We start from the raw sequence: 24402 nt of genomic DNA on the forward strand, positions 1-24402 counted from the left end.
GAATTTAGATATTATCTATAAGCTGAGATATAGCATCTAGCTCTTCAAATGTAAGTTCTTCATCAGAAAAATCACTAGGTGTTTTTTCTACATCTGTCTTTCCGGCACAATGATTGATAACGGCTTTTAGCCATTCCTCATATTGCCTAATTACACTTTCAATAGTCTTATAATGAAATTTTTGAGAATCATAACTTACTTGAACTGTTAATTGACCTGAAGTGATAAAACCATTGAAGTCCAGTCCATTTGAAAAATGATTAATCGGGCTTACTTGAAAACCCATTGGCATCGTAGAATGCGTCTGGGTGCCTTCGATTTCAAACCTACCAAGATAATTAAAGCTTATCTCCGGTTTTCTCTTTCCTTGCCATTTGAACACTCTTTTATCAGAAAGGTATTGAAGTATCCCATATCCTGCCCCTTTATTTGGTATTTTCCGCAATGTTTCTTTTACTCCTTTAATAACACTGCCAAGATCACTTGAAGATACATCAAATACTACTGGAAACATACTTGTAAACCAACCAACCGTCCTACTTAGATCTGCTCCTTCTATGAAATCTTCGCGGCCATGTCCTTCTAGGTTGACTGCCATCCTATTTTCTCCTGTCCATTCCTGAACTGTTAGAGCAAGCGCCGCAAGAAGAAGGTCATTAATTTCAGTCTGGTAAGCCCGATGGGCTTCTGTCAGAAGCTGGTATGTTTCTTTTTCGTCAAGGCTGAAATGCAGAGCTTCTATTTTACTGAAGCTTCCATCGTTTTCCCTGTCCTTCGGCAGGGGAGCCACTTTCATAGATTCGATACCTTCCCAGTACGGAATTTCTTTTTGTATAGCCCTGCTCCTTGCATACTCAGACAGTCCACTTGCCCAAGCACGGTAAGAGGTGGTCTTCGGTGGAAGAATTTCTCCTTTCTCATATAGACGATAGAAATCCTCCAGAAGAATCCTCCAGGACACTCCGTCCACCACAAGATGATGAATAATAATTAATAGATAACTTCCTACGTCAGTCTCAAAAATTCCTAATTTTATCAGCGGACCTTCTTCGAGATTAAGGCCAGCCTGGAGGTAATTCGCTTCTTTCTCAATTAAAGGTTTTGCATCTGTTACTCCCCTAAAGTCAAATCGCTGAAGAGTAAAATCAATAGCTTCCGTCCCCCGACTGTACTGTTTCGAAGAAGGATAAACCATTCGGAGCGCATCATGATGCACGCAAAGTTTGTGGAAAGCCTCTATCACCGCTTCACTATTCCACTCTTCCTCTCGGAACAGCATCATAGATTGATTAAAGTGTTCTGGTATAGGAAACTGCTGTTCAAAAAACCAACGCTGTATCGGCGTCAGAGGTACATCGCCCTGAATTAGGCCTTGCTCTGCAGATGCAGCTGCGAACCGAATATATGGAACAAGCTCGTATACTGTTGGATTTTTAAACAAGTCTTTCATCTCGAATTTCAATCCATGCTCGTTCAGCCTAGCTGCAATTTGGATCGCTTTAATGGAGTCTCCTCCCAATTCAAAAAAGTTATCATGAATGCCAACTCGTTCTGTCCGGAGTACTTCTTCCCATACAGTTGCTAAGAGTTTTTCCCTATCTGATAAAGGTGCCGAGTACTCTTCCCTCAGTGGCGCCACACTTGTCGGCTCAGGCAGTGCTTTTTTGTCAATTTTTCCGTTAGAAGTGAGTGGGAAGGATTCGACCTCAACAAAATATGTAGGAATCATATAGTCAGGCAAAGTTTCTTTTAAATGATGCCTGATTGCTGAAATAGTCCAGTCAGATTTCGTAATAAGGTAAGCACATAAGTAAAATTGAGCCTTTTCATCTCTATTGACTACAACAGTTACATCAGCAACAGCACTGTGTGACAGCAACCTATTTTCAACCTCTCCTAATTCAATCCGGTGTCCCCTAATCTTCACCTGTTGATCAATCCTCCCCAGGTACTCAAGGTTTCCATCTGGCATCCAGCGGACAAGATCTCCCGTCTTATAGATCTGATCGCCAGGCACGAAAGGATTCTCCACAAAACGCTCTTCTGTCAAGTCCGGTCGATTCAGATATCCACGGGAGACTCCGTCTCCTCCAATAACCAGCTCTCCAGGAATCCCTTCCGGCTGAAGCTGACCACTAGGACTTAAAACATAAGCCGATGTATTACTGATTGGCTTCCCAATCGGCACCGTATGGAGGTTAATCATAGACTCAGTAACAGGGCAAGCCGTGGCAAACACTGTTGTTTCGGTTGGTCCGTATACGTGAATGAGCCTGTCTTCTCCCATTGCCCTCAATGCTTTTCGCACATGTTTGACTGACACCATTTCACCGCCAAACAGGAGCTTTCGCAGCCCTTTTAGACTTTCAAGATCCACATCCACAAGCGTGTTGAATAGCGCTGTTGTCATGAACGAAATTGTTACCTGTTCTTCTTGGATTAGGCGTGAGAGCCGGAGGGCATCTCCAACCGTTTCCTTCGGAACGAGCACCAACCGCGCTCCATGAAGAAGTGATGCATAAATATCAAAGGTAGAACCGTCAAATGCATAATTGGACAACTGAAGGAACCGGTCAGTTTCTTTCACTTCCAAATAGCCGTTGTTAATAACCGTCCGGATGACATTCCGATGGGTAGTCAGATTTCCTTTCGGTTTCCCAGTAGATCCTGAAGTATAGACAATATAAGCCAAGTCTTCTGGCCCGGAAGCCCTACCTAGATTGGAAGAATCCCTTTCCTCTAAAGCTTCCTCAATTGTAAGAACCTTCCCTTCATAGGTGTCCGGAAGAACGCCTCCGTGAAGAATTACAAGTTCGGTTCCGCTGTCATCAATCATATATTGAATCCGTTCCGCCGGATAACCTGGATCGATTGGAAGATAAGCAGCACCAGATTTAAGAATGCCCAGTATACCTGCAATCATTTCAAACGAGCGCTCCGTGAGAAGTCCAACTGTCTGCCCTCTCTTTACTCCCTGTTTTACTAGGCTATGTGCGATCTGGTTAGCCATTCCATTTAGCTCTTGATAGCTAAGCTTCCTGTCTTCGAATATCAGCGCTACATTATCTGGATTTTTCGCTACTTGCTTTTCAAAAAGCTCCTGCAGCGATTTATCCTTTGGATAATGTTTCATAATATCGTTCTTTAACAGCAGCTGTTTCTTTTCTTTTTCTGTTAACAGTTCAATATCATCCAACAGACAATCTGGATTACTAATGATTTGTTGCAAAATATGATTATAATGATTAGCCATTTTTTTAATGGTTATTTCTTTAAAGAGACTAGATTTATACTCTACTGTAAACTGGAGTGTTTCCCTTTCCACAAATGCCCAGGTCATATCAAACTTTGAAATAGACCAGTTCCATTTATAAGGATGTAAATGAAGTCCAGGTATTTCAACTTGGTTATCTATATTCTGCAAAGTAAACATAGTATCGAATAATGGATTTCTGTCCAGAGTTCTGGAAATATCCAACTGTTCAATGAGTTCTTCGATAGGTATATCTGCATTTTCAAAAGCATTCAATACTTCATGCTTAACTTGTGATAGAAATTCCTGAAAAGATATATTCCCTGCTGATTTATTCCGAATTACTAATGAGTTAACGAACATACCAACAACCGGTTCTAACTCTGCATGCGGTCTCCCCGCTATTGGCGTCCCAATCAATATATCATCTTGGTTTGTATATTTTGAGAGTAAAACATGATAAGCAGCTAGTAGAATCATATACAATGTTGTGCTATCGTCATTTGAGAAGGCAGCCTTTAGTTTTGCAAGCTCACCAGCAGACACTTCAAAGTTTAGTGTTTTTCCCTCAAAGCTTTGTACTTTTGGCCGTTTATAATCCGTGGATAGCTCTAATACAGGTAGTTCTCCTGACAGGCGTTCAAGCCAGTAGGATTTCTGCTTTTTCAAATGCTCCTGCTGAGCTATTTCACGTTGCCAGCCCACATAATCTTTATATTGAACCTCTATTTTTGGAAGTACTTCCCCTTGATACAGGAGAGAGAGATCTTCTAAAAGCACAGCCACTGAAATACCATCTGAAATGATGTGATGCATATCTAACATCAAAATGAAGCGGTTATCCTTTAGTTTTACAAGACTTGCTCGAAAGAGAGGAGCGCAACTTAAATCAAAAGGCTGTATGAAAGACCTTATCAGTCCTGGCATTTCTCCTTCATCAGCCTGCATAAAATCCATACTCCATTTAACTTCAGAATGAACTTTTTGAGTGAGCTCCTGCTTGTTCAAATGAAAAGAAGTTCGTAGTGACTCGTGCCTACTTATCAGGGACTTTAATACAGAAGCTAACTGGTCGACATTTAAGTTTCCTTCTATCTCAATAATGGCCGGCATATTATAGTGAACTCCAGATTCTCTTCCCTCCAACTGATTCACAGCAAACATACGCCTTTGAGAAGAGGAAACTGGGTAAAAAGGTTTTTCTTCCATTGGAAGAATAGATTTATACTGTATTTCTTTCGAATCATAAATCAACCTGGTCATTTCCTTCAGAGTGGTCGAAGTGAATATCTGTCGTAGAGAGACTGCTTTATTAAATTCCTTCTGAATCCTATGGACCAGAACAGATGCTTTTAGAGAGTGTCCGCCTAATTTGAAAAAATCATCTGTGCGACTGACATTTTCGATACCGAGCAGTTCTTTCCAAATCTCAGCCATTTTTATTTCTCTTCCTACAGGTAGTTCGTAATCCACTTGGAGATCTCTGTATACAAAAGGATTTGGGAGCGCTCTTTTATCAACCTTTCCATTTGTCGTAAGCGGTAGTTCTTTCAATCTTATAATGCTAGTAGGGATCATATACTCTGGTAATTTCCTTTTTAATTCCATCTGTAGATCCTGTTCGGACCACTCTGTCTCTGACACTACATAGGCACATAAGTAGGATCCGTACTCGTGGCTATTTGCTGTTATCACAACAGCATTTTGGATATCCGGATTTTCAAGTATCCTGGTTTCAATTTCTCCTAGCTCTATCCGGTGTCCTCTCAATTTAACCTGCTCATCCATTCTTCCAAGATATTCAATATTTCCATCTGGTAACCAGCGTACCCAATCGCCCGTTCTATATAACGTTCCATTTCCAAAAGGATTTTTAACAAACCGCTCGGCCGTAAGACCTGGAAGATTTAGATAGCCTTTTCCTACCCCTTCTCCTCCAATACACAATTCGCCAGGAACGCCAATAGGCTGAAGCTGGAGATATTGGTTTACTACATATAGAAAAGTATTATTTAAAGGCTTTCCAACCGGAACCGTTCCTGTAACCTTTACTGCTGAATCTACAGCATATGTTGCTGCAAAAACTGTCGTTTCAGTAGGCCCATATCCATTAATCAGTCGGTTTTCTCCAAGGTAGTCAAAAGCTTTACTTACATGTTTAACAGAGGCCTTCTCTCCACCAAAAATAATTTTCCTCATGCCTTTCAAACAAGAAAGTTCCAAGTCGACAAGCGCATTAAATAGGGCTGCCGTCATAAAGGAAACAGTAATATTCTCATCCTGGATATATCCCGACAGTGCTTTCATATCTAATGCCGTTTCCTGTGGAATCAATACAAGAGTTGCTCCATTCAGCAGAGCACTGTAAATATCGAATACAGATCCGTCAAACGCGTAATTAGAAAGCTGCAGTATTCGATCTGTTTCTAAGATTTCAATATATCCGTTGTTTATAATTGTCTTAATAACATTTTGATGAGCAGTAAGATTTCCTTTAGGTTGTCCGGTCGATCCTGAAGTATAGATGATATAAGCTATATCTCCCGGTTCATTTTTATTCAATAGATTATGACTGGATTCCCGAGCCCACGCTTTCTCACTAAGAATTAAGACCTGACCCATATAACCCTCTGGAATTAATTGCTCACTCTGTACTACTATGAATTCTGTTTGACTGTCTTTAAGCATATAACGAACCCGTTCTGAAGGGCTGCTTGGCTCAATTGGGACATATGTTCCTCCCGCTTTCAAAACCCCGAGCATGGCTACAATCATTTCAGCTGATCTTTCCAAGATAAGCCCTACTGTATGGCCGCGAGCGACCCCTCTTTTCTGCAGACTACGGGCCACTTGATTCGCCTGTTCGTTTAATTCTTTATAAGTTAATAGACATTTCTCCATTGAAATAGCAATTTGATCAGGAGCTTCAGCTGCTTTATCCTCAAAGATCTCATGAATCGTTTTAGATCTCGGATAGTGTTCCTTTCTTCCACTGAACACCTCTACCAGAATATCGACTTCTTCTTTTCCAGCCAACTGAATATCAGCAATTGGCATCTCAGGACTGCTGATAATCTGCATGAGAATATGATTAAAGTGGCTTTGCATCCTTTCAATCGTTTCCCTTTTAAACAGGGCTGTACTGTATTCAATCGATATGGAAAGAGCGTCATCCTCAATCACAATCCAGTTCAAATCAAATTTCGCATTTCTCCAGCTCCAGTTATATGGATGAATATGTAATCCCGGAATATTCAACTTAGCAGCATCCATATTCTGAAAAGTAAGCATGGTATCAAACAGAAGATTTCGATTCATCGAGCGGTGTCCACCCAACTGGTCTGCCAGCTCTTCGATTGGATAATCTGCATGTTCATAAGCTTGCAAAACATTCTGTTTTACTTCGCTTAAAAACTTTGAGAAAGTCCATTTATCATCAAGGACATTCCTCAATGGAATTGTATGGGCAAACATACCGACGATTCCTTCAGTATCAGCATGAGATCGTCCTGCAACCGCTGTGCCAATAGCAATTTCTTTCTGTCCTGTGTACTTTGACAGCATGATATGATAAGCCGCTAAAAATGTCATAAATAAAGTGGCTCCGCTTTCGGTTGATACATCCTTTAGCTTCTGAATCAGATTAGGAGCTACCTCAAAGGTGCTAATCGCCCCCTTGTAATCCTTTTCCGCAGGTCTGCAGTAATCAGTCGGAATCTCAAGTATAGGCATTTCCTTCTGAAAAATATCTGTCCAGAAAGATTTCTGTTTATGGAGACGCTCTTTTTGAGTCGCACTCTGCACCCAGACAGCATAATCTTTATATTGAAGTGGAACCTCTGGAAGCTGATTCCCCATATACAGTTCTGCTAGTTCCTGCATAAGAATGTTCATGGAGATTCCGTCAGTAATGATATGATGCATATCAATCATTAGTAGGTGACGTCTGCTGCTCAACTTGATGATGCCTGCTCTTATCAAAGGAACTTTAGTAAGGTCAAAAGGCTGTATAAAAGAAGCTATAACTTGTTCAACCGCATCTTCTGTACACTCCGTGATTCTTAGACTAAAATCAGCTTTTTGATGTACTTTCTGCACAATCTCTTCTTCTCTTGCAATGACTGTTGTGCGTAGTGACTCATGTCTTTGAATCAGAGACATAAAAGCTTGATTTAATTGTTGCAAATCTAAATTACCGTGAATTTCAAATACACCAGGGACGTTATAACTTGTATTTTTTTTGTGCTCTTCAAGCTTTTCTACCAAATAAATTCTTTTTTGGGAGGATGTCGCTGGGTAATAATCACTTACCTTTACCGACGGAATTCGGTCAAAAGTGCCTTTCTGGTTGCTCTGTATATAATCAGCCAGCTCTTTTACTGTCGGCCGCGAAAATATCACCTTGAGAGGCAACTCGACTTTAACCTCTTTATGTAGACGCGAGGCGAGTAGCGTAGCCTTGAGTGAATGTCCGCCAAGTTCGAAAAAGTTATCATAAAGGCTCACTTTCTCGACACCGAGTATATCCTGCCAAATCTCTGCTATTGTTTTTTCTGTTTCTGTTTCTGGATCCTTATATAGTTCTATCACGCTACTAGGAGCAGGCAGCCTACCTTTGTCCACCTTCCCATTTGAGGTGAGTGGAATTTCATCCAGCTGCACAAATCTTGCAGGAATCATGAAACTAGGAAGCTTTTCCTGTAAAAATTTCTTCAATGCTACAGTTTCTACTTTCAACTCAGCCACATAATAAGCATATAAGTAAGATCCATTCGATCCTTCTCCTTTTAAAGCTACTACACAGTTTTGTATGTCAGGATATTCAGCCAGTCTAGCCTCGATCTCGCTTAGTTCTATTCTATGTCCACGGAGTTTTATCTGTTGATCCAATCTCCCCAGGCATTCCAAATTCCCATTAGGTAGCCAGCGTACTAAATCGCCAGTTTTATATACCTTACCTTCACCGAAAGGATTATCTATAAAGAATTTGTTTGTAAGCTCACTTTGGTTTAAATAACCTTTGCCTACTCCATCTCCGCCTATATATAATTCCCCAGGAACACCCATTGGTTGAAGATGACCAGAGCGGCTTACAACATACAGCTGTGTATTATTCATTGGACGACCTATAGGAATACAATCTAAGGAATTTACTTTATGATCAGCTTCATACGTTACAGCAAATACCGTTGTTTCCGTTGGACCATAACCATTAATTATCCGGTTATCTCCTAGATAATTGACGGCTTTGCGAACATGTTTTATAGAAGCCTTCTCGCCGCCCATCAAGACTTTTCTCAAGTTTTTCAAACAAGATATCTGCTCATCTACAATTACATTAAACAATGCGGTAGGCATAAAAGATATCGTAATATTTTCCTCTTCCATTAACCTTGCAATTTCCTTAAGATCGCTAGCAGCTTTGTTTGGAGCAAGCACGAGTCTAGCTCCATTCAACAAGGCACTGTATATGTCAAACACGGAACCATCAAAAGCGTAATTCGCTAACTGGAGAAGCCTATCGGCCGTTGTAATTTCAATATAGCCGTTATTTTTCACTGTTTTAATGACGTTACGGTGGGAAATCTGGCAACCTTTCGGTCTCCCAGTGGTACCAGATGTGTAAATAATATAAGCTGTGTCATCTGGTACATTTTCCTTTGCAAGGTCATCCTTTCCTTCCTGCATCCATTCGCCTTCTTCTAAAACAAGAGCATGACCTTTAAAGAAATTAGGAATTAGTTTTTGTACCTGAACGACTAAATGATCCGTACCACTGTCCTCCAACATATACTGAATTCGATCTGAAGGATATGTTGGATCGATAGGAAGATACGCACCACCAGCTTTTAAAATACCGAGCATGCTGATTATCATCTCTGCCGAACGTTCCATCAGAAGAGCAACTGTCTTCCCTCGAGATACTCCCGACTTTTGTAGATGTTTAGCTATCTGGTTTGCTTTTTCATTTACTTCTCTGTAGGTAATAGACCGCTCTCCGAACACTAGAGCTATCTGTTCAGGCAAGTGTTTTGCCTGTTCTTCAAATAACTCAGAAAGCACTTTATCCTTCGGATAATCTGTAGTAGTCTGGTTCCACTTCTCAAATATTTTTAGTTCTTCCTCTGTAGCAAGACTAATGTCTCCAATGGCAGTAAGAGGAGATTCTACTGCCACCTGGGCCAACTTCTCGAGATAAACAGGCAGTCTTTTAATGAGCTCTTTAGGATAGACAGCTCCGTTATATGTTATTTTTCCGTTTAACTCTTCACCTGCATGGAGCTGAATAACCAATTCGTAGTTTGTCTGCTCAAAAGCTGTAACTCCGGTTATTCTAAATCCCAGTTCAGGATCACCATTCACCCCAGACCAGTCCATTGGATAATTCTCAAATGCAAAAATATGATCAAATATTGGCCCTTGTGCTGCTTTCACTGATTGAATATCTGCCAGAGAAATAAAGTCATAGTTTTTCGCCTCTAATGAAGCACACTGCACCTGACTAAGGACCTCGACGACCGTCTCATCATCTAATGCTGCAATCCGGACAGGGATGGTGTTTATAAACAATCCAACAATTTTTTCTACTTCAGGAATATTTGACGGCCTTCCAGATACCACTGAGCCAAAGACAACATCATCAATATCATTCAACTTCTGAAGTAGAATTCCCCATAAGGTCTGGATAAGAATGTTTAATGTCACATGCTGTGATATAGCCAACTCTTTCAGCTTCCTTGTCAATACTGAATTTAATCTGAAATGAAGTTCTTCCCTTCTATATTCACTTGATAGATTGGATTTTTTATAGGGGATCCCCGACAGATTCTCATATCCATTTAAATATCCAGCCCAGAAAGCCTTTGCTTCTTCTTCATTCTGCTCTTCCAGCCACCGTATATAAGCACTAAATGGCATTGATTTCTCATTTTGGTTTAATTGGCCGTGCTGCTGACATCTATACTCCTCAAACAGTTCCTTAAGCAATAATCCGATGCTCCAGCCGTCCAATATAATATGATGAAAGCTCAACAGAATCTGATATGTAGCGTCTCCTGTCCGAATTACCACCATCCGAAAAAGGAGATCCCGGGAAAGATCAAATCCTCTTTCCCGGTCCTTACGCTTTAGGTTCATCAGAAAATCATACTGTGCACTTTTGCTTAGGTTGGATATATCCTCTACTTGAACAGATGTTTTTCTACTTTTTAGAACGAGCTGTGTTGGCTCCTTTACTTTTGAGTACAAAAAGACTGTACGTAAAACATCCTGTTTTTCAACGATTCTATTCAAACTAACTTCAAGATGTTTTACATTAAGATTTCCTTCTACCTCCATCGTCATCTGCTCAAAATAAGCATGGTCCTTTGGATGATTTAAACAATGAAATAGTATTCCATGCTGCATCGGAGATAGACGGTATAGGTCATTTACGTTTTTTTTATTAAACACACCCTATAACCCCCAATGTAATATAAATTAATTCTTCTCTTCAAAAGCCTCAAAGATATCGTCTAAATCACTTGCGGTCAATTTGGTCATGCTGAAGTCGCTTGGAGTCCTCTCTGTTTCTTCCTTACTTTCACAATGTTTAATCAATAAAGTCAGATAATGTATGAAACGTTCTCCAAAGAATTTTATGCTGCTGCTATAAAAACTCCTCTGATCATAAAGCAATATCATTCTTAGCTGCTGCCCAGAAACATAACTGTTCATTTGAATAGGATAAGGATTCTCATTAATCATACTAATCTGTTTCCCAATCGGCATGTTAAATATCTCATGGTTAAACTGACCTAAGTAATTAAAGCTGATTTCCGGTTTGAGATTAAATTTAAAGTCCGTATCGTTTTCAAGAGCCAAATATTTAATTACCCCATACCCCGCACCTTTATTTGGTATATCGCGAATGTTTTCTTTAACCGCTTTGATTACTGAAGAAAAATGGTCTGAGTCTAGTTCAAAAACAACCGGGAACATGCTTGTAAACCATCCCACTGTTCTGCTTAAATTTACTTTTTCTAACAGATTTTCTCGACCATGACCTTCTAAGGTAACGGCCATGCTGTTCTTGCCAGTCCACTCTTTAACTGCGAGAACAAGTGCAGCAAGCAAAAGATCATTTATCTCTGTCTGATAGGCCTGATGAGCATTTGTTAAAAGGATTTTAGTTTCTTCTTCACCCAGACAGAATTCTTCTAATTGAGTATTCCCGTAGAGAGAAGTCCCCGTAACACTTTGATCTTTTGGAAGAGGCGGGACAATTTTCGACTCTAATTTTCTCCAATAAGGAATCTCTTTTTGAAGCTTTTGGCTCTTTGCATATTTATATAGCTCTTTCGCCCAAGATTGATATGAAGTCGTTTTAGCAGGAAGAACTGATCCTCCTTCATCATGCAGATACGAAAAATCCTCCAAAATAATACGCCATGAAACACCGTCAACAACCAGATGATGGATGACTATCAGAAGATAACTACCTTCTTCGGTATTGAAGATAGCAAGTCTTACAAGCGGCCCCTCTGAAAGGTTAAGACTGCCCTGTATCCGTGTTGCTTCCTTCTCTATCAAGGCCTCTGCATTCTCCGCTCCATAAAACTCCAGCACTTCAATAGTTAAATCTATACCTTCCAGTCCTCTGTTATACTGTGAAAAAACTTCACGTGAGAAAACCATGCGAAGGGCATCATGGTGCTCACAAATCTTCTGCATGCTATCCTTTACGGCTATAGGATTCCAACGCTTTTTCCGGAAAAGCATCATGGATTGATTAAAGTGTCCTACTTCATGATACTGCTGAGAAAAAAACCATTTCTGCACTGGCGTGAGCGGAACATCCCCCTCAATCAATCCTTGTTCCTCATTAGCCTGGCTAGACTGTAAATAAGGGATCAAATCCGATATGGAAGGATTCTTAAATAAGTCCTTCATATCGAATTTCAACCGATGTTCATGAAGTTTTGCCGCAATCTGAATAGCTTTAATTGAATCTCCTCCTAGTTCAAAGAAATTATCATGGATACCAACAGCCTCAATCTGTAGGACCTCTTGCCAAGTTTGAGCCATTATTTTCTCCAATTCTGTTTTAGGTGCAGTGTAATTCTCAGCGCTCTTCTTTAATTTCGGCTCAGGTAGAGCTGCGTAATCAAGTTTTCCGTTTAAAGTGAGCGGAAAAGAGTCTAGCTCGACAAAAAAAGCAGGTATCATATATTCTGGTAGAGTTCTCAATAAATGAGCCCGTAGCTCTGAAACGCTCCATTCTTTGTTTGAGATCAAATACGCACAGAGGTTCAAGTTTCCGTCCTCAGTTTTTCTTGAAGAAACAATAGCTTCTTCAATTGAAGGATGGGCCAATAAGCAAGCTTCAATCTCTCCCAGTTCGATTCGGTAACCCCTTATCTTGACTTGGGAATCCTTCCTTCCTAAATACTCTAAATTTCCGTCTGGAAGCCAACGAGCGAGATCTCCTGTCCGATACATTCTTTGTCCAATCTCAAAAGGATTTGTCATAAACTTCTGACATGTCAACTCTTCCATGTTTAGGTAACCCCTTGCAACTCCTGTACCGGAGATGTAGAGTTCGCCTGGCACTCCTGCTGGCAAGAGATTTATTTGATTATCAAGTACATAAGCTTTTGTAAGTTCTAAAGGTGCTCCTATATTGCTGATATAAGATGTTTCAGCTGGATTCATCACTTTATATGTGGCATAAACTGCTGTTTCAGTTGGGCCGTACATATTAATAATCTGTGTATCAGGATAAACCTGTCTCCATTGCTCCAGTTGGTTGGGATATAGGGCTTCTCCGGCCAGCATAACTTTCCTTATCTTCAAGTTGTAGAAAGTTCTATTAAGTTCCGCAGACATTGGAACGAAGGAAGACGGTGTCTGACACATAATAGTTACCTTCTCTTTTTCCATAATTGTTAGAAGCTTTTCTGGGCTTCTGCTATCCATTTGAGATATTACAACCAACTTTCCTCCCCTCAGCAAAGAACCGAAGATTTCCCATACTGAGACGTCGAAACAATAGGAATGAAAGAATAGCCATATATCTTCTTCATCAAAATCAAATATGTTATTTTGATTACAGAAAAGACGCACTGCATTCCTATGCTCCACCATTACCCCCTTTGGCTTTCCTGTGGAACCTGAGGTATATATCAGATACGATAAATCTTCTGCTGAAGCAGTTTCACTCAGATTATGAACTTCAAAAGATGCAGCTAGAATATCATCGATTTTCAAAATACTTCCATTAAATTCTGTAGGACCAAATGTAGAATTAGTACAGACTAAAACCTTTGATCTGCTGTCATTGAGCATGTACAATATTCTATCCTCAGGATAGCTCGGATCAATCGGCATATAGGCTGCACCCGCTTTTAATACCCCTAAGATAGCTACAATCATGTCAATGGACTTTTCGAATAACAACCCTACAATCTGATTTTTTCCGATCCCTTTATTCCTTAAAGCTCTGGCCAGCTGATTTGAACGTGCATTAAGAGCTCTATATGTGATTTGCTCGTTGCCAGAAACAATTGCAACGTTGTCAGGGCTTTTATTCACCTGTTGCTCAAACAAGCCATGCAGAGTTTCAACTTTCGCCTGCTGAAACCCGGTCTGATTAAACTTTATAAGAACCTCCTGTTTTTCACTTTCTGTAGCCAGTTGGATATGACCAATCAGGATATCAGGATTTTTTAGAATCTGATCAAGAATATGAATGTAATGGGTAACCATTCTTTCCACAGATTGTTTTTTAAACAGACGAGTGCTGTATTCTACCGACAAACGGAGATTTTCAGTTTCATCTATAACCCAGCTAAGGTCGAACTTTGATGTATCCATTTCTAACTGCATTACGTTAAGTTGTAGTCCATCATGATCCGTTTGAAATTTCTCCATGTTCTGAAGAATGAACATTGTATCAAACAAAGGATTTCGATTTAACACACGTTGGAGCCCCAGTTTTTCGACCAATTCTTCAAATGGATATTCACTATGTTCTTGTGCAAGAAGCACCTCATTTTTCACCTGATTTAAAAATTCGCTAAATGATTGTCCAGCATTTGATTTATGACGTAGCGCCAGAGTATTGACAAACATGCCGACTACTTTTTCCGTGTCTGAGTGAGAACGCCCTGCAATCGGTGAACCAATCACAATATCATCCTGACCTGTATACTTATGCAGAAGAACATGATAGGCTGCCAGCATAGTCATGTAAAGAGTCACATCTGATTGAGAAGAAAAAAGTTTAATCCTTTCCGTAAACGCTCTACTAAAATCCATCTGCAGCAAATCACCGTCGAACTTCTGTACCTGTGGTCTCGAATAATCAGTATGCATATCCAGCACAGGAATTTCGCCTTCAAAACGTTTTTTCCAGAAAATCTCTTGACGCTTTAAGGAGTCAACTTGACTCTGTTGCCAAACCGCATAATCCTTATATTGGATAGTCGCCTCTTGAAGCTCCCGTCCGTGATAGAGATCATAGAACTCCTGAAGCAGTATATTTACAGATATTCCATCTGAAATGATGTGATGAAAATCAATCATGAGTATATGCGATTCAGCATTAATCTGTACTAACTGCGACCTTAATAGAGGGGCACAGCTTAAATCGAATGGTCGAATAAACTCTTTTTTAAGAGTATCAATATTTGGATCCTGCGCAATGACATGCACCAGCGGCCAATCCAAATTATTATGAATTTTTTGTACAAGCTGTTCTTCTTCGAAGTGGAATGATGTCCTTAAAATTTCATGTCGTTGAATTAGACAGTTTAATGATTCTTGAACCTTTTCAAGGTCCAGCTTTCCATCTACTTTTAACAGTATTGGAATATTATAATGAATTCCCTTTTCCTCCATCATCTGCAAAACATAAATTCGTTTCTGCGCAAAAGAAACAGGATAGTACTCTTTTTCGGTAGTACGCCTAATTGCCTCAAAAGAGCTTTGAGACTGCTCATCGATATGTTGAGCTAGCTTTTTAACTGTTGGGAAACTAAAAATTCGCTTCAGACTTACTTCTGTTCTCATAATTTTATGAATTCTGGCTGAAAGAATCGTAGCTTTAAGAGAGTGCCCTCCAAGTTCAAAAAAATTATCATTCAGGCTTACCTGCTCTACCTGCAAAATTTCCTTAAATATTTCGGCCAGCGCCTTCTCTGTATCCGTGACAGGTTCTACATAAAGCTTTGTTCCCTTATTTTTACTTCTTTCTGCGGGAAGCCTATTTTTATCCACTTTTCCATTTGGAGTAAGCGGAAGCTCCTCAAGATAGGAAAAATGAGTTGGAATCATGTAAGCTGGCAAGTGTTCTGCCAGATACTCGCGCAAAGAAGCTTCCAATACCTCTCCCTTCCAGACGATATAGGCACAAAGGTAAGAATGCCCCTGACTGTCTATTTTCATAGTGGCCGCCGCCTCGCGGACCGCTGGAAATTCTTTTAGTCGACTTTCAATTTCTCCAAGCTCAATCCGGTGACCTCTGACTTTCACTTGTTGGTCTATTCTTCCCAAGTACTCAAGGTTTCCATCTGGCATCCAGCGGACCAGATCCCCCGTCTTATAGATTTGATCGCCAGGCACGAAAGGATTCTCCAAAAAACGCTCTTCTGTCAAGTCTGGTCGATTCAGATATCCGCGGGAGACTCCGTCTCCTCCGATAACCAGCTCTCCAGGAATCCCTTCCGGTTGAAGCTGACCACTAGGGCTTAAAACATAAGCCGATGTATTACTAATTGGCTTCCCAATCGGCACCGTATGGAGGTTAATCATAGACTCAGTAACAGGGCAAGCCGTGGCAAACACTGTTGTTTCGGTTGGTCCATATACGTGAATGAGCCTGTCTTCTCCCATTGCCCTCAATGCTTTTCGCACATGTTTGACTGACACCATTTCACCGCCAAACAGGAGCTTTCGCAGCCCTTTTAGACTTTCAAGATCCACATCCACAAGCGTGTTGAATAGCGCTGTTGTCATGAACGAAATTGTTACCTGTTCTTCTTGGATTAGGCGTGAGAGCCGGAGAGCATCTCCAACCGTTTCCTTCGGAACGAGCACCAACCGCGCTCCATGAAGAAGTGATGCATAAATATCAAAGGTAGAACCGTCAAATGCATAATTGGACAACTGAAGGAACCGGTCAGTTTCTTTCACTTCTAAATAGCCGTTGTTAATGATCGTCCGGATGACATTCCGATGGGTAGTCAGATTTCCTTTCGGTTTCCCAGTAGATCCTGAAGTATAGACAATATAAGCTAAGTCTTCTGGCCCGGAAGCCCTACCTAGATTGGAAGAATCCCTTTCTTCTAAAGCTTCCTCAATTGTAAGAACCTTCCCTTCATAGGTGTCCGGAAGAACGCCTCCGTGAAGAATTACAAGTTCGGTTCCGCTGTCATCAATCATATATTGAATCCGTTCCGCCGGATAACCTGGATCGATCGGAAGGTAAGCAGCACCAGATTTAAGAATGCCCAGTATACCTGCAATCATTTCAAACGAGCGCTCCGTGAGAAGTCCGACCTTCTGCCCTTTCTTTACTCCCTGTTTTACCAAGCTACGTGCAATCTGATTAGCCATTCTGTTGAGTTCCTTGTATGTGAGAACCTTATTTTCAAACACCAAAGCGACATTATTAGGTGTTTTTGCTGCTTGTCCTTCAAAAAGTTGAGTTACAGTACGATCTTTCGGAAAGTCCACCGAAGTTTCATTAAACCGTTTAAGTAATTTGTCTATTTCTGCTTGTTCCAAAAGAGCAAGGGTGGAAATTTCACTTTGAATATCTTCAGAAAGCGCCTCTAAAATAAATTGAAAATACCTTAATAACTTTTTTAAGACAATCTCTGAGAAACCAGACACCACTCTTATTTCAAATCGGTCGAATGTAGTTGACACGGAAAAATCAAATAATGTATTCGTTTTCTCATAACTATTAACCCCATATGATAAAGGCGAACCTTCCAATCCGTTATACACATGAAAATCTACAAAATTAAAAACGGCATCAAAAATAGGATTTTCATTTACTTCTGTTCTCCCTATCAGCTCAGCAATTTTTCTAAAAGGAAAACGACCCTTGCTCTTTAAATCCACATGCTTACGGTGGACTTTCGTAAGCAGTGATTGCCATGTTCCAGATTCATCTATCTCTATGCGAAAAGGTGTTGTATTCAGGAAACAACCAAGTACCTTCTCTGCATCCTGTGTAACTGGCCTCGCATTCTCAATCAATCCTATCGTCAAATCATTTTCATAGGTAATCATCCGCATCATAAACAGATAGGCTGTTAAGCAAAGTATCTTTAGAGTCGTTCCTTCTTCCTTAGCAACTTTCTTCAATCTCTGCAGTAGGTCAGAGTCGAGCTCCATAATATAAGCTCCCACTTCTTGCTCAGCTCCATATGGAAGTTCAAGCCTTTTAAAATCTGACAACTCCTGCTGCCAATAGGTCGTTAGGTCTTCTTGCTGTGAAACAACCATCTGATCCACTACATAATCCTTATAGCTACTCTTCAGTCCTACCAATTCCACAGGGCCGATTTTTAACCTGAAATATACATCTACCAACGCTGTCATAAACGAGGCAACACTCCAGCCATCCATAATGGCATGATGGACTATCCAAGCAAAAGTGACCTGACGGTCGTTTAACCTATATACACGAAGCCTCCAAAGGGATCCCCCTTTTAGCTCAAACGGATTCTGACGATCTTCCAAAAGAGAACGCTCAATAAAATCCTCCTGCTCTTTTTCTGTATATACTGATAGATCATGCTCTATAATATCGACTGGAACTGACTGGTAGACAACTTGAAGAGGCACAGGTCCTTCATCTAAGAAAAAGCCCGTTCGTAAAATTTCATGTTTATTCATTAATAAGGTCATAGCTTCAGTTAATTTTCCCAATTCAAATGAATCATCCTCTAGCTGATAAACAAGTTGGTCGTGATAAAGCGCCTTTTCTGGATTTCTCATAGAATAAAAAACCATTCCCTGCTGGATATCACTCATTGGATAAACATCTACTACTTTATGAACTAGGGAAGTGTGTTCCTCAAGGAACCTGTTCTTCAGGTCCTGTAGTTCTTTTCTTTTTTCTATACGTTTACGTTCTTCTTCCAGTGAACCATTTTGTATACCAGCATACGCGACTAGCTCTTTTATAGTTGGATGTTCATACAAATCTTTGATCTGAATAGTCCAGTCCATTTTCCTGTTCATAAGACTAATCAATCCGATTGCTTTAATAGAGTCTCCCCCCAGATTGAAAAAGCTGTCACTTATGCCAAGGGAGGTACCTAAAAACTCTTCCCAAACAGACCGTATACGGCCTTCCAACGGATTCCGGGGCTCCTCATGGATAGTGCCTTTCACTTCTGGGGCCGGAAGCCTGTGACGGTCTACCTTACCATTGGCAGTGAGTGGCATCATTTCAAGCTGAATAAAATAAGAAGGAATCATATAAGACGGAACTTTTTTAGCCAAATCCGCTCGAAGCTCAAAAGTACTCAATTCCTCTTCAGCCGTATAGTAGGCGGCCAAAGCTTGCCCTTGTTCCTCTTCGAAGGCTTGTACAAAAATTTCTCTGATTCCACTACAAAGAAGTAGCTGGGTTTCAACCTCTCCTAATTCAATACGGTGCCCGCGGATTTTGACCTGGTCATCCATTCTTCCAAGGTACTCCAGGTTTCCATCTTCCAGCCATCGGGCCAGGTCACCTGTTTTGTACATCCGCTCTCCTGGTTGAAACGGATTTTCGACAAAGCGCTCTTCCGTTAGCTCTGGACGATTCAAATAACCTCTAGCCACACCTTCCCCGGCCACATACATTTCACCGCCAATTCCAACGGGTAGGAGGTTCTTCTGTCCATCCAGCACATACACCTGAAGAGTGGGAATCGGCTTTCCAATATTGCTGATGTTAGTCTCGATTTCTTTTTCAGTAATTTCCTTATACGTGACATGAACAGTCGTTTCCGTAATCCCGTACATATTAATCAACTGCGTGGAAGGATAGGCTGCTTTCCAGTCCTTCAGCTGTAGAGGAGATAGCTTTTCCCCCCCAAAAATGACTTTGCGGACAGGCATCTCGGCTGGCTTCATCTTTTTCATCTGGTGAGAAAGCTGATAAAACGCCGTAGGCGTCTGGTTCAAGATGGTCACCTTCTCTTTAAGTAGAAGCTCAGCAAAAGCCTCCGGATCCCGAGCCACAAAAGATGGAACAAGAACTAGCCGGCCTCCATACAACAAGGCACCATACATTTCCCAAACTGAAAAATCAAAACAATAGGAGTGGAACAATGTCCAAACATCTTCTTCCGAGAAATCAAAGAGATTCTGATCGTTAAACAAGAGACGTACCACGTTCCGGTGCTCCACCATAACTCCTTTCGGCTGTCCAGTAGATCCCGAGGTATAGATGATATAAGCCAAGTCTTTCGGACCAGCTTCCACTTCCAGATCCGAAGGATCTTCTTTCTCCCATTCCCGTTTCCAAAGCCCTAGTACCTGTCCGGAATAATGGGCGGGAACGTCTTCTGCATACTGGACAATCAACTTTTCGGCCCCGCTATCTTCAAGCATATAGCGGATTCTTTCCTCCGGATAATCCGGATCAATCGGAAGATAAGCTGCACCCGCCTTTAATATACCGAGGATACTTATAATCATCTCGGGTGAACGATCGACTAGAAGGCCTACTATCTGTTCGCGACCTACCCCCTGCTTCTGAAGAAGGCGGGCCACTTGGTTAGATTTTCTATGTAGTTCACCATACGACAAACAATCTTCTCCCAGAGTTAAAGCAATCTTGTCTGGCGCCTTATTAGCCCGCTCTACAAAAAGACTTACCAATGTTTTTTCCTGAGGATAGTCAACTTTCTGGTTATTAAACTGATGCAGAAGAGAAAATGTTTCCTCATTTTCGAGAAGCTGTTCATTCCTAAACCGCTGATCTAAATTATCAATCAAAATGTATAAAGCACGTTCAAAATAGCCTAAAAGTCTTTTAATAGTTAAATCCGAAAAAGAAGAAACAATCCTGATTTCAAATTGATTTAGAGTTGTAGAAATTGAAAAATCAAATAAAGTATTGGTTTTTTCATAACTCTCTTTTCTAGGGGTTATGGAATGCTTCTTGATATTTTCATATGTGTGAAAGTCTATGAAATTAAATAAAATATCAAAAACAGGGTTATCCAAAGCACTTGAAGCACCTATAGCTTCCGATATTCTTTTAAAAGAAAGACGTCCAAATTTTTTCTTATCAATTTGTTTTTTATGAACTTTCCTTAATAGCGTCTCCCAAGTCTCTTCTTTATCTATAGAAATCCTAAAAGGAATTGTGTTTAAAAAACAGCCGAGCATTTTTTCAGCATCCTCAGTAACCGGCCTTGCGTTCTCAACCAAACCTATAGTTATATCACTTTCAAACGTGATCAACTTCATTACAGAGAGGTAGGCAGTCAGACACATTGTTCTTATAGTAGTCTTCTCTTTTTTAGCAACTCGTTTAAGTTGTTGAAGAAGTTCTGGATTTAGCATTTTAGTAGTTGTTTTAGTTTCCTGTGTAGCTTCAAATGGAAGTTGAAGCCTCTTAAAATCTTCCAACTCCTTCTGCCAGTAAGTCGTTAAATCTTTCTGCTGGGAAACAATCATCTGGTCCACTATGTAATCCTTATAGTTGCTCTTCAGTTGAGACAGTTGTACAGTACCAGCTTTTAACTTGAAATATACGCCTACTAACTCCGTCATAAACGAGGCAACACTCCAGCCATCCATAATGGCATGATGGACTATCCAAGCAAAAGCGACCTGACGGTCGTTTAACCTATATACCCGAAGCCTCCAAAGGGGTCCCTCTTTTAGCTCAAACGGATTCTGACGATCTTCCAAAAGAGAACGCTCAATAAAATCCTCCTGCTCTTTTTCTGTATATACTGATAGATCACGCTCTATGATATCGACTGGAACTGACTGGTAGACAACTTGAAGAGGCACAGATCCTTCATCTAAGAAAAAGCCCGTTCGTAAAATTTCATGTTTATTCATTAATAAGGTCATAGCTTCAGTTAATTTTCCCACTTCAAATGAAGTATCCTCTAGCTGATAAACAAGTTGGTCATGATAAAACGCTTCTTCTGGATATTTCAAAGAATAAAAAACCATTCCCTGCTGGATATCACTCATTGGATACACATCAACCACTTTATAAGCTAAAGAGACGTGCTCCGCAAGGAACTTACTCTTCAAATCCTGCAATTCTTTTCTTTTTTCTATTCGTTCCTCTTCCAGTGAAAAACTTTTTGCACCGGCATACGCGACTAGCTCTTTTATAGTTGGATATTCATACAAATCTTTAATCTGAATAGCCCAGTCCATTTTCCTATTCATAAAACTAATCAATCCGATGGCTTTGATAGAGTCTCCTCCCAGATTGAAAAAGCTGTCAGTTACACCAAGAGAGGTGCCTAAAAACTCCTCCCAGATAGACCGTACACGGCCTTCCAGCGGATTCTGGGGCTCCTCATGGATAACACCTTTCACTTCCGGAGCCGGAAGCCTGTGGCGATCAACCTTACCATTGGAAGTGAGTGGCATCATTTCAAGCTGAATGAAATAAGAAGGAACCATATAAAATGGGACTCTTTTGGCCAATTCCATTCGGAGTCCCGAAGGACTCAATTCCTCTTCGGCTGTATAATAGGCAACCAAAGCTTGTCCCTGTTCCTCTTCAAAAGCTTGTACAAAAACTTCTCTAATTCCGCTACAGAGAAGTAGCTGGGTTTCAACCTCTCCTAATTCGATCCGATGGCCACGGATTTTAACCTGGTCATCCATTCTTCCAAGGTACTCCAGATTCCCATCTTCCAGCCATCGGGCCAGGTCACCTGTTTTGTACATCCGCTCTCCTGGTCGAAACGGATTTTCGACAAAGCGCTCTTCCGTTAAATCCGGCCGGTTCAAATAACCTCTAGCCACACCTTCCCCAGCCACATACATTTCACCACCAACTCCAATAGGTAGGAGGTTCTTCTGGCTACCTAGCACATACACTTGAAGGGTAGGAATCGGCTTTCCAATATTGCTGATGTTAGTCTCAATTTCTTTTTCAGTGATTTCCTTATACGTGACATGAACAGTCGTTTCCGTAATCCCGTACATATTAATCAACTGCGTGGAAGGATAGGCTGCTTTCCAGTCCTTCAGCTGTAGAGGAGATAGCTTTTCCCCCCCAAAAATGACTTTGCGGACAGGCATCTCGGCTGGCTTCATCTTTTTCATCTGGTGAGAAAGCTGATAAAACGCCGTAGGCGTCTGGTTCAAGATGGTCACCTTCTCTTTAAGTAGAAGCTCAGCAAAAGCCTCCGGATCCCGAGCCACAAAAGATGGAACAAGAACTAGCCGACCTCCATACAACAAGGCACCATACATTTCCCAAACTGAAAAATCAAAACAATAGGAGTGGAACAATGTCCAAACATCTTCTTCCGAGAAATCAAAGAGATTCTGATCGTTAAACAAGAGACGTACCACGTTCCGGTGCTCCACCATAACTCCTTTCGGCTGTCCAGTAGATCCCGAGGTATAGATGATATAAGCCAAGTCTTTCGGACCAGCTTCCACTTCCAGATCCGAAGGATCTTCTTTCTCCCATTCCCGTTTCCAAAGCCCTAGTACCTGTCCGGAATAATGGGCGGGAACGTCTTCTGCATACTGGACGATCAGCTTCTCGGCTCCGCTGTCATCAAGCATATAGCGGATTCTTTCCTCCGGGTAATCCGGATCAATCGGAAGATAAGCTGCACCTGCCTTTAATATACCCAGAATACCTACAATCATCTCAACCGAACGATTAACCAGGAGACCCACTACCTGTTCGCGGCCTGTCCCCTGTTTCTGAAGAAGGCGAGCCACTTGGTTGGATTTTCTATGCAGTTCACTATAAGACAGGTTATCTTTTCCTATTGTCAAGGCGATCCTGTCTGGTGTCTTCATAGCTTGCTCATGGAAAAGATCTACAATTGTTTTTTCTCGCGGGTATTCCGCCATGGTATTATTGAAATCTACTAATAACTTCTGTTTCTCCACGTTTGATACAATACTAATTTCCGAGAGTTTAATTTTCGACAACCCCTTCCATTAACCTTTTATAATATTCAAGAAAACGGTAAATAGTTTCTTCTCCTAAAAGAGTAGTGTTGTATTCCAGTCCTAGCAAAAAAGAATTTCCCAGTGATAAATATGTAAAAGAAAATCAAATTTGGATGTATAATTACTTTCAACTTACAAACCAATCTTCAGATCACCAATTTTGTAATAATCAATGAGTTCATTTTGATAAATGAACATCGTCTGAAATGATGGTGATATACTGTGGATTAGCCTGTATAGAGGTGCAGCAGCAATGAATAAAGAATAAATTTGTAAATATAAGGTGTAACATTTATTCTTTTACAATGTTGATGAATTTTTTCCAAAAGAGACTCTATCTGCATTTCCTTCATGAGTGAGTACGACTGCTTTTCTGGAATTATATAGAAATTCAATACAAGAAATCTTACATCTATCATTTTTCAATATTCAATCTTTTAAGAGAAGCAGCTCTCCTATCGAAGATAAAGTGGTTCAACCAATTAACGTATTATAAATACTGAAACTCAATCCTTTTAAGTGATGCTTCCCTTCCGTTTCTAAGCTGCTGATGTGTCCCTATGAGTTCTTTTTCAAATAAATTAGTGAATCACCCGTCAGTAATTATATGATTGACAGATTCATCCAGAATGGAATAGTCCCTGTCAATCATATAAATTTTTATACAAATTAATGAATCGTGTAACAAATCAAAAGGCGTATCAGCTTTTTTAGATAATCTCTTGCTTTTTAGATTCTTTGTTTCCTTCTACATAAGAAAAAAGAACCACAACGCGAATGGTAAATTGATAATTCTGATAATATAACATTGAGTTGTCACCAAATATTTCAAAATGAATCTGTTAATTCTCATGTCTATTTACCATTTATTGCTCCTTTAAGTACTCCACATGCAGTAATTCTTTAAAATGAGGGGTAAATGTGGAGGTATAGAAAGAAAAGTATGGGACTTTCTAATACACAAACTATAGACTTGTCTG

At 40.5% G+C, this 24402-nt stretch carries 2 protein-coding genes; both read right to left on the bottom strand.

The features are described 5' to 3' along the window. Nucleotides 1–4 precede the first annotated feature (4 nt). Entirely contained in the window at nt 5–10705 is a 10701-nt protein-coding gene (locus KFD70_RS03725; protein WP_431612941.1) for a non-ribosomal peptide synthetase, read from the bottom strand. Nucleotides 10706–10732: 27 nt separating this feature from the next. After that, nucleotides 10733–23401: an amino acid adenylation domain-containing protein gene (locus KFD70_RS03730; RefSeq protein ID WP_431612943.1), complete on the bottom strand. Its 12669-nt coding sequence runs from the start codon at nt 23399–23401 to the stop codon at nt 10733–10735. Nucleotides 23402–24402: the final 1001 nt, after the last annotated feature.

The organism is Bacillus pfraonensis (assembly GCF_050768835.1).
GTDB lineage: Bacteria > Bacillota > Bacilli > Bacillales > Bacillaceae_G > Bacillus_A > Bacillus_A pfraonensis.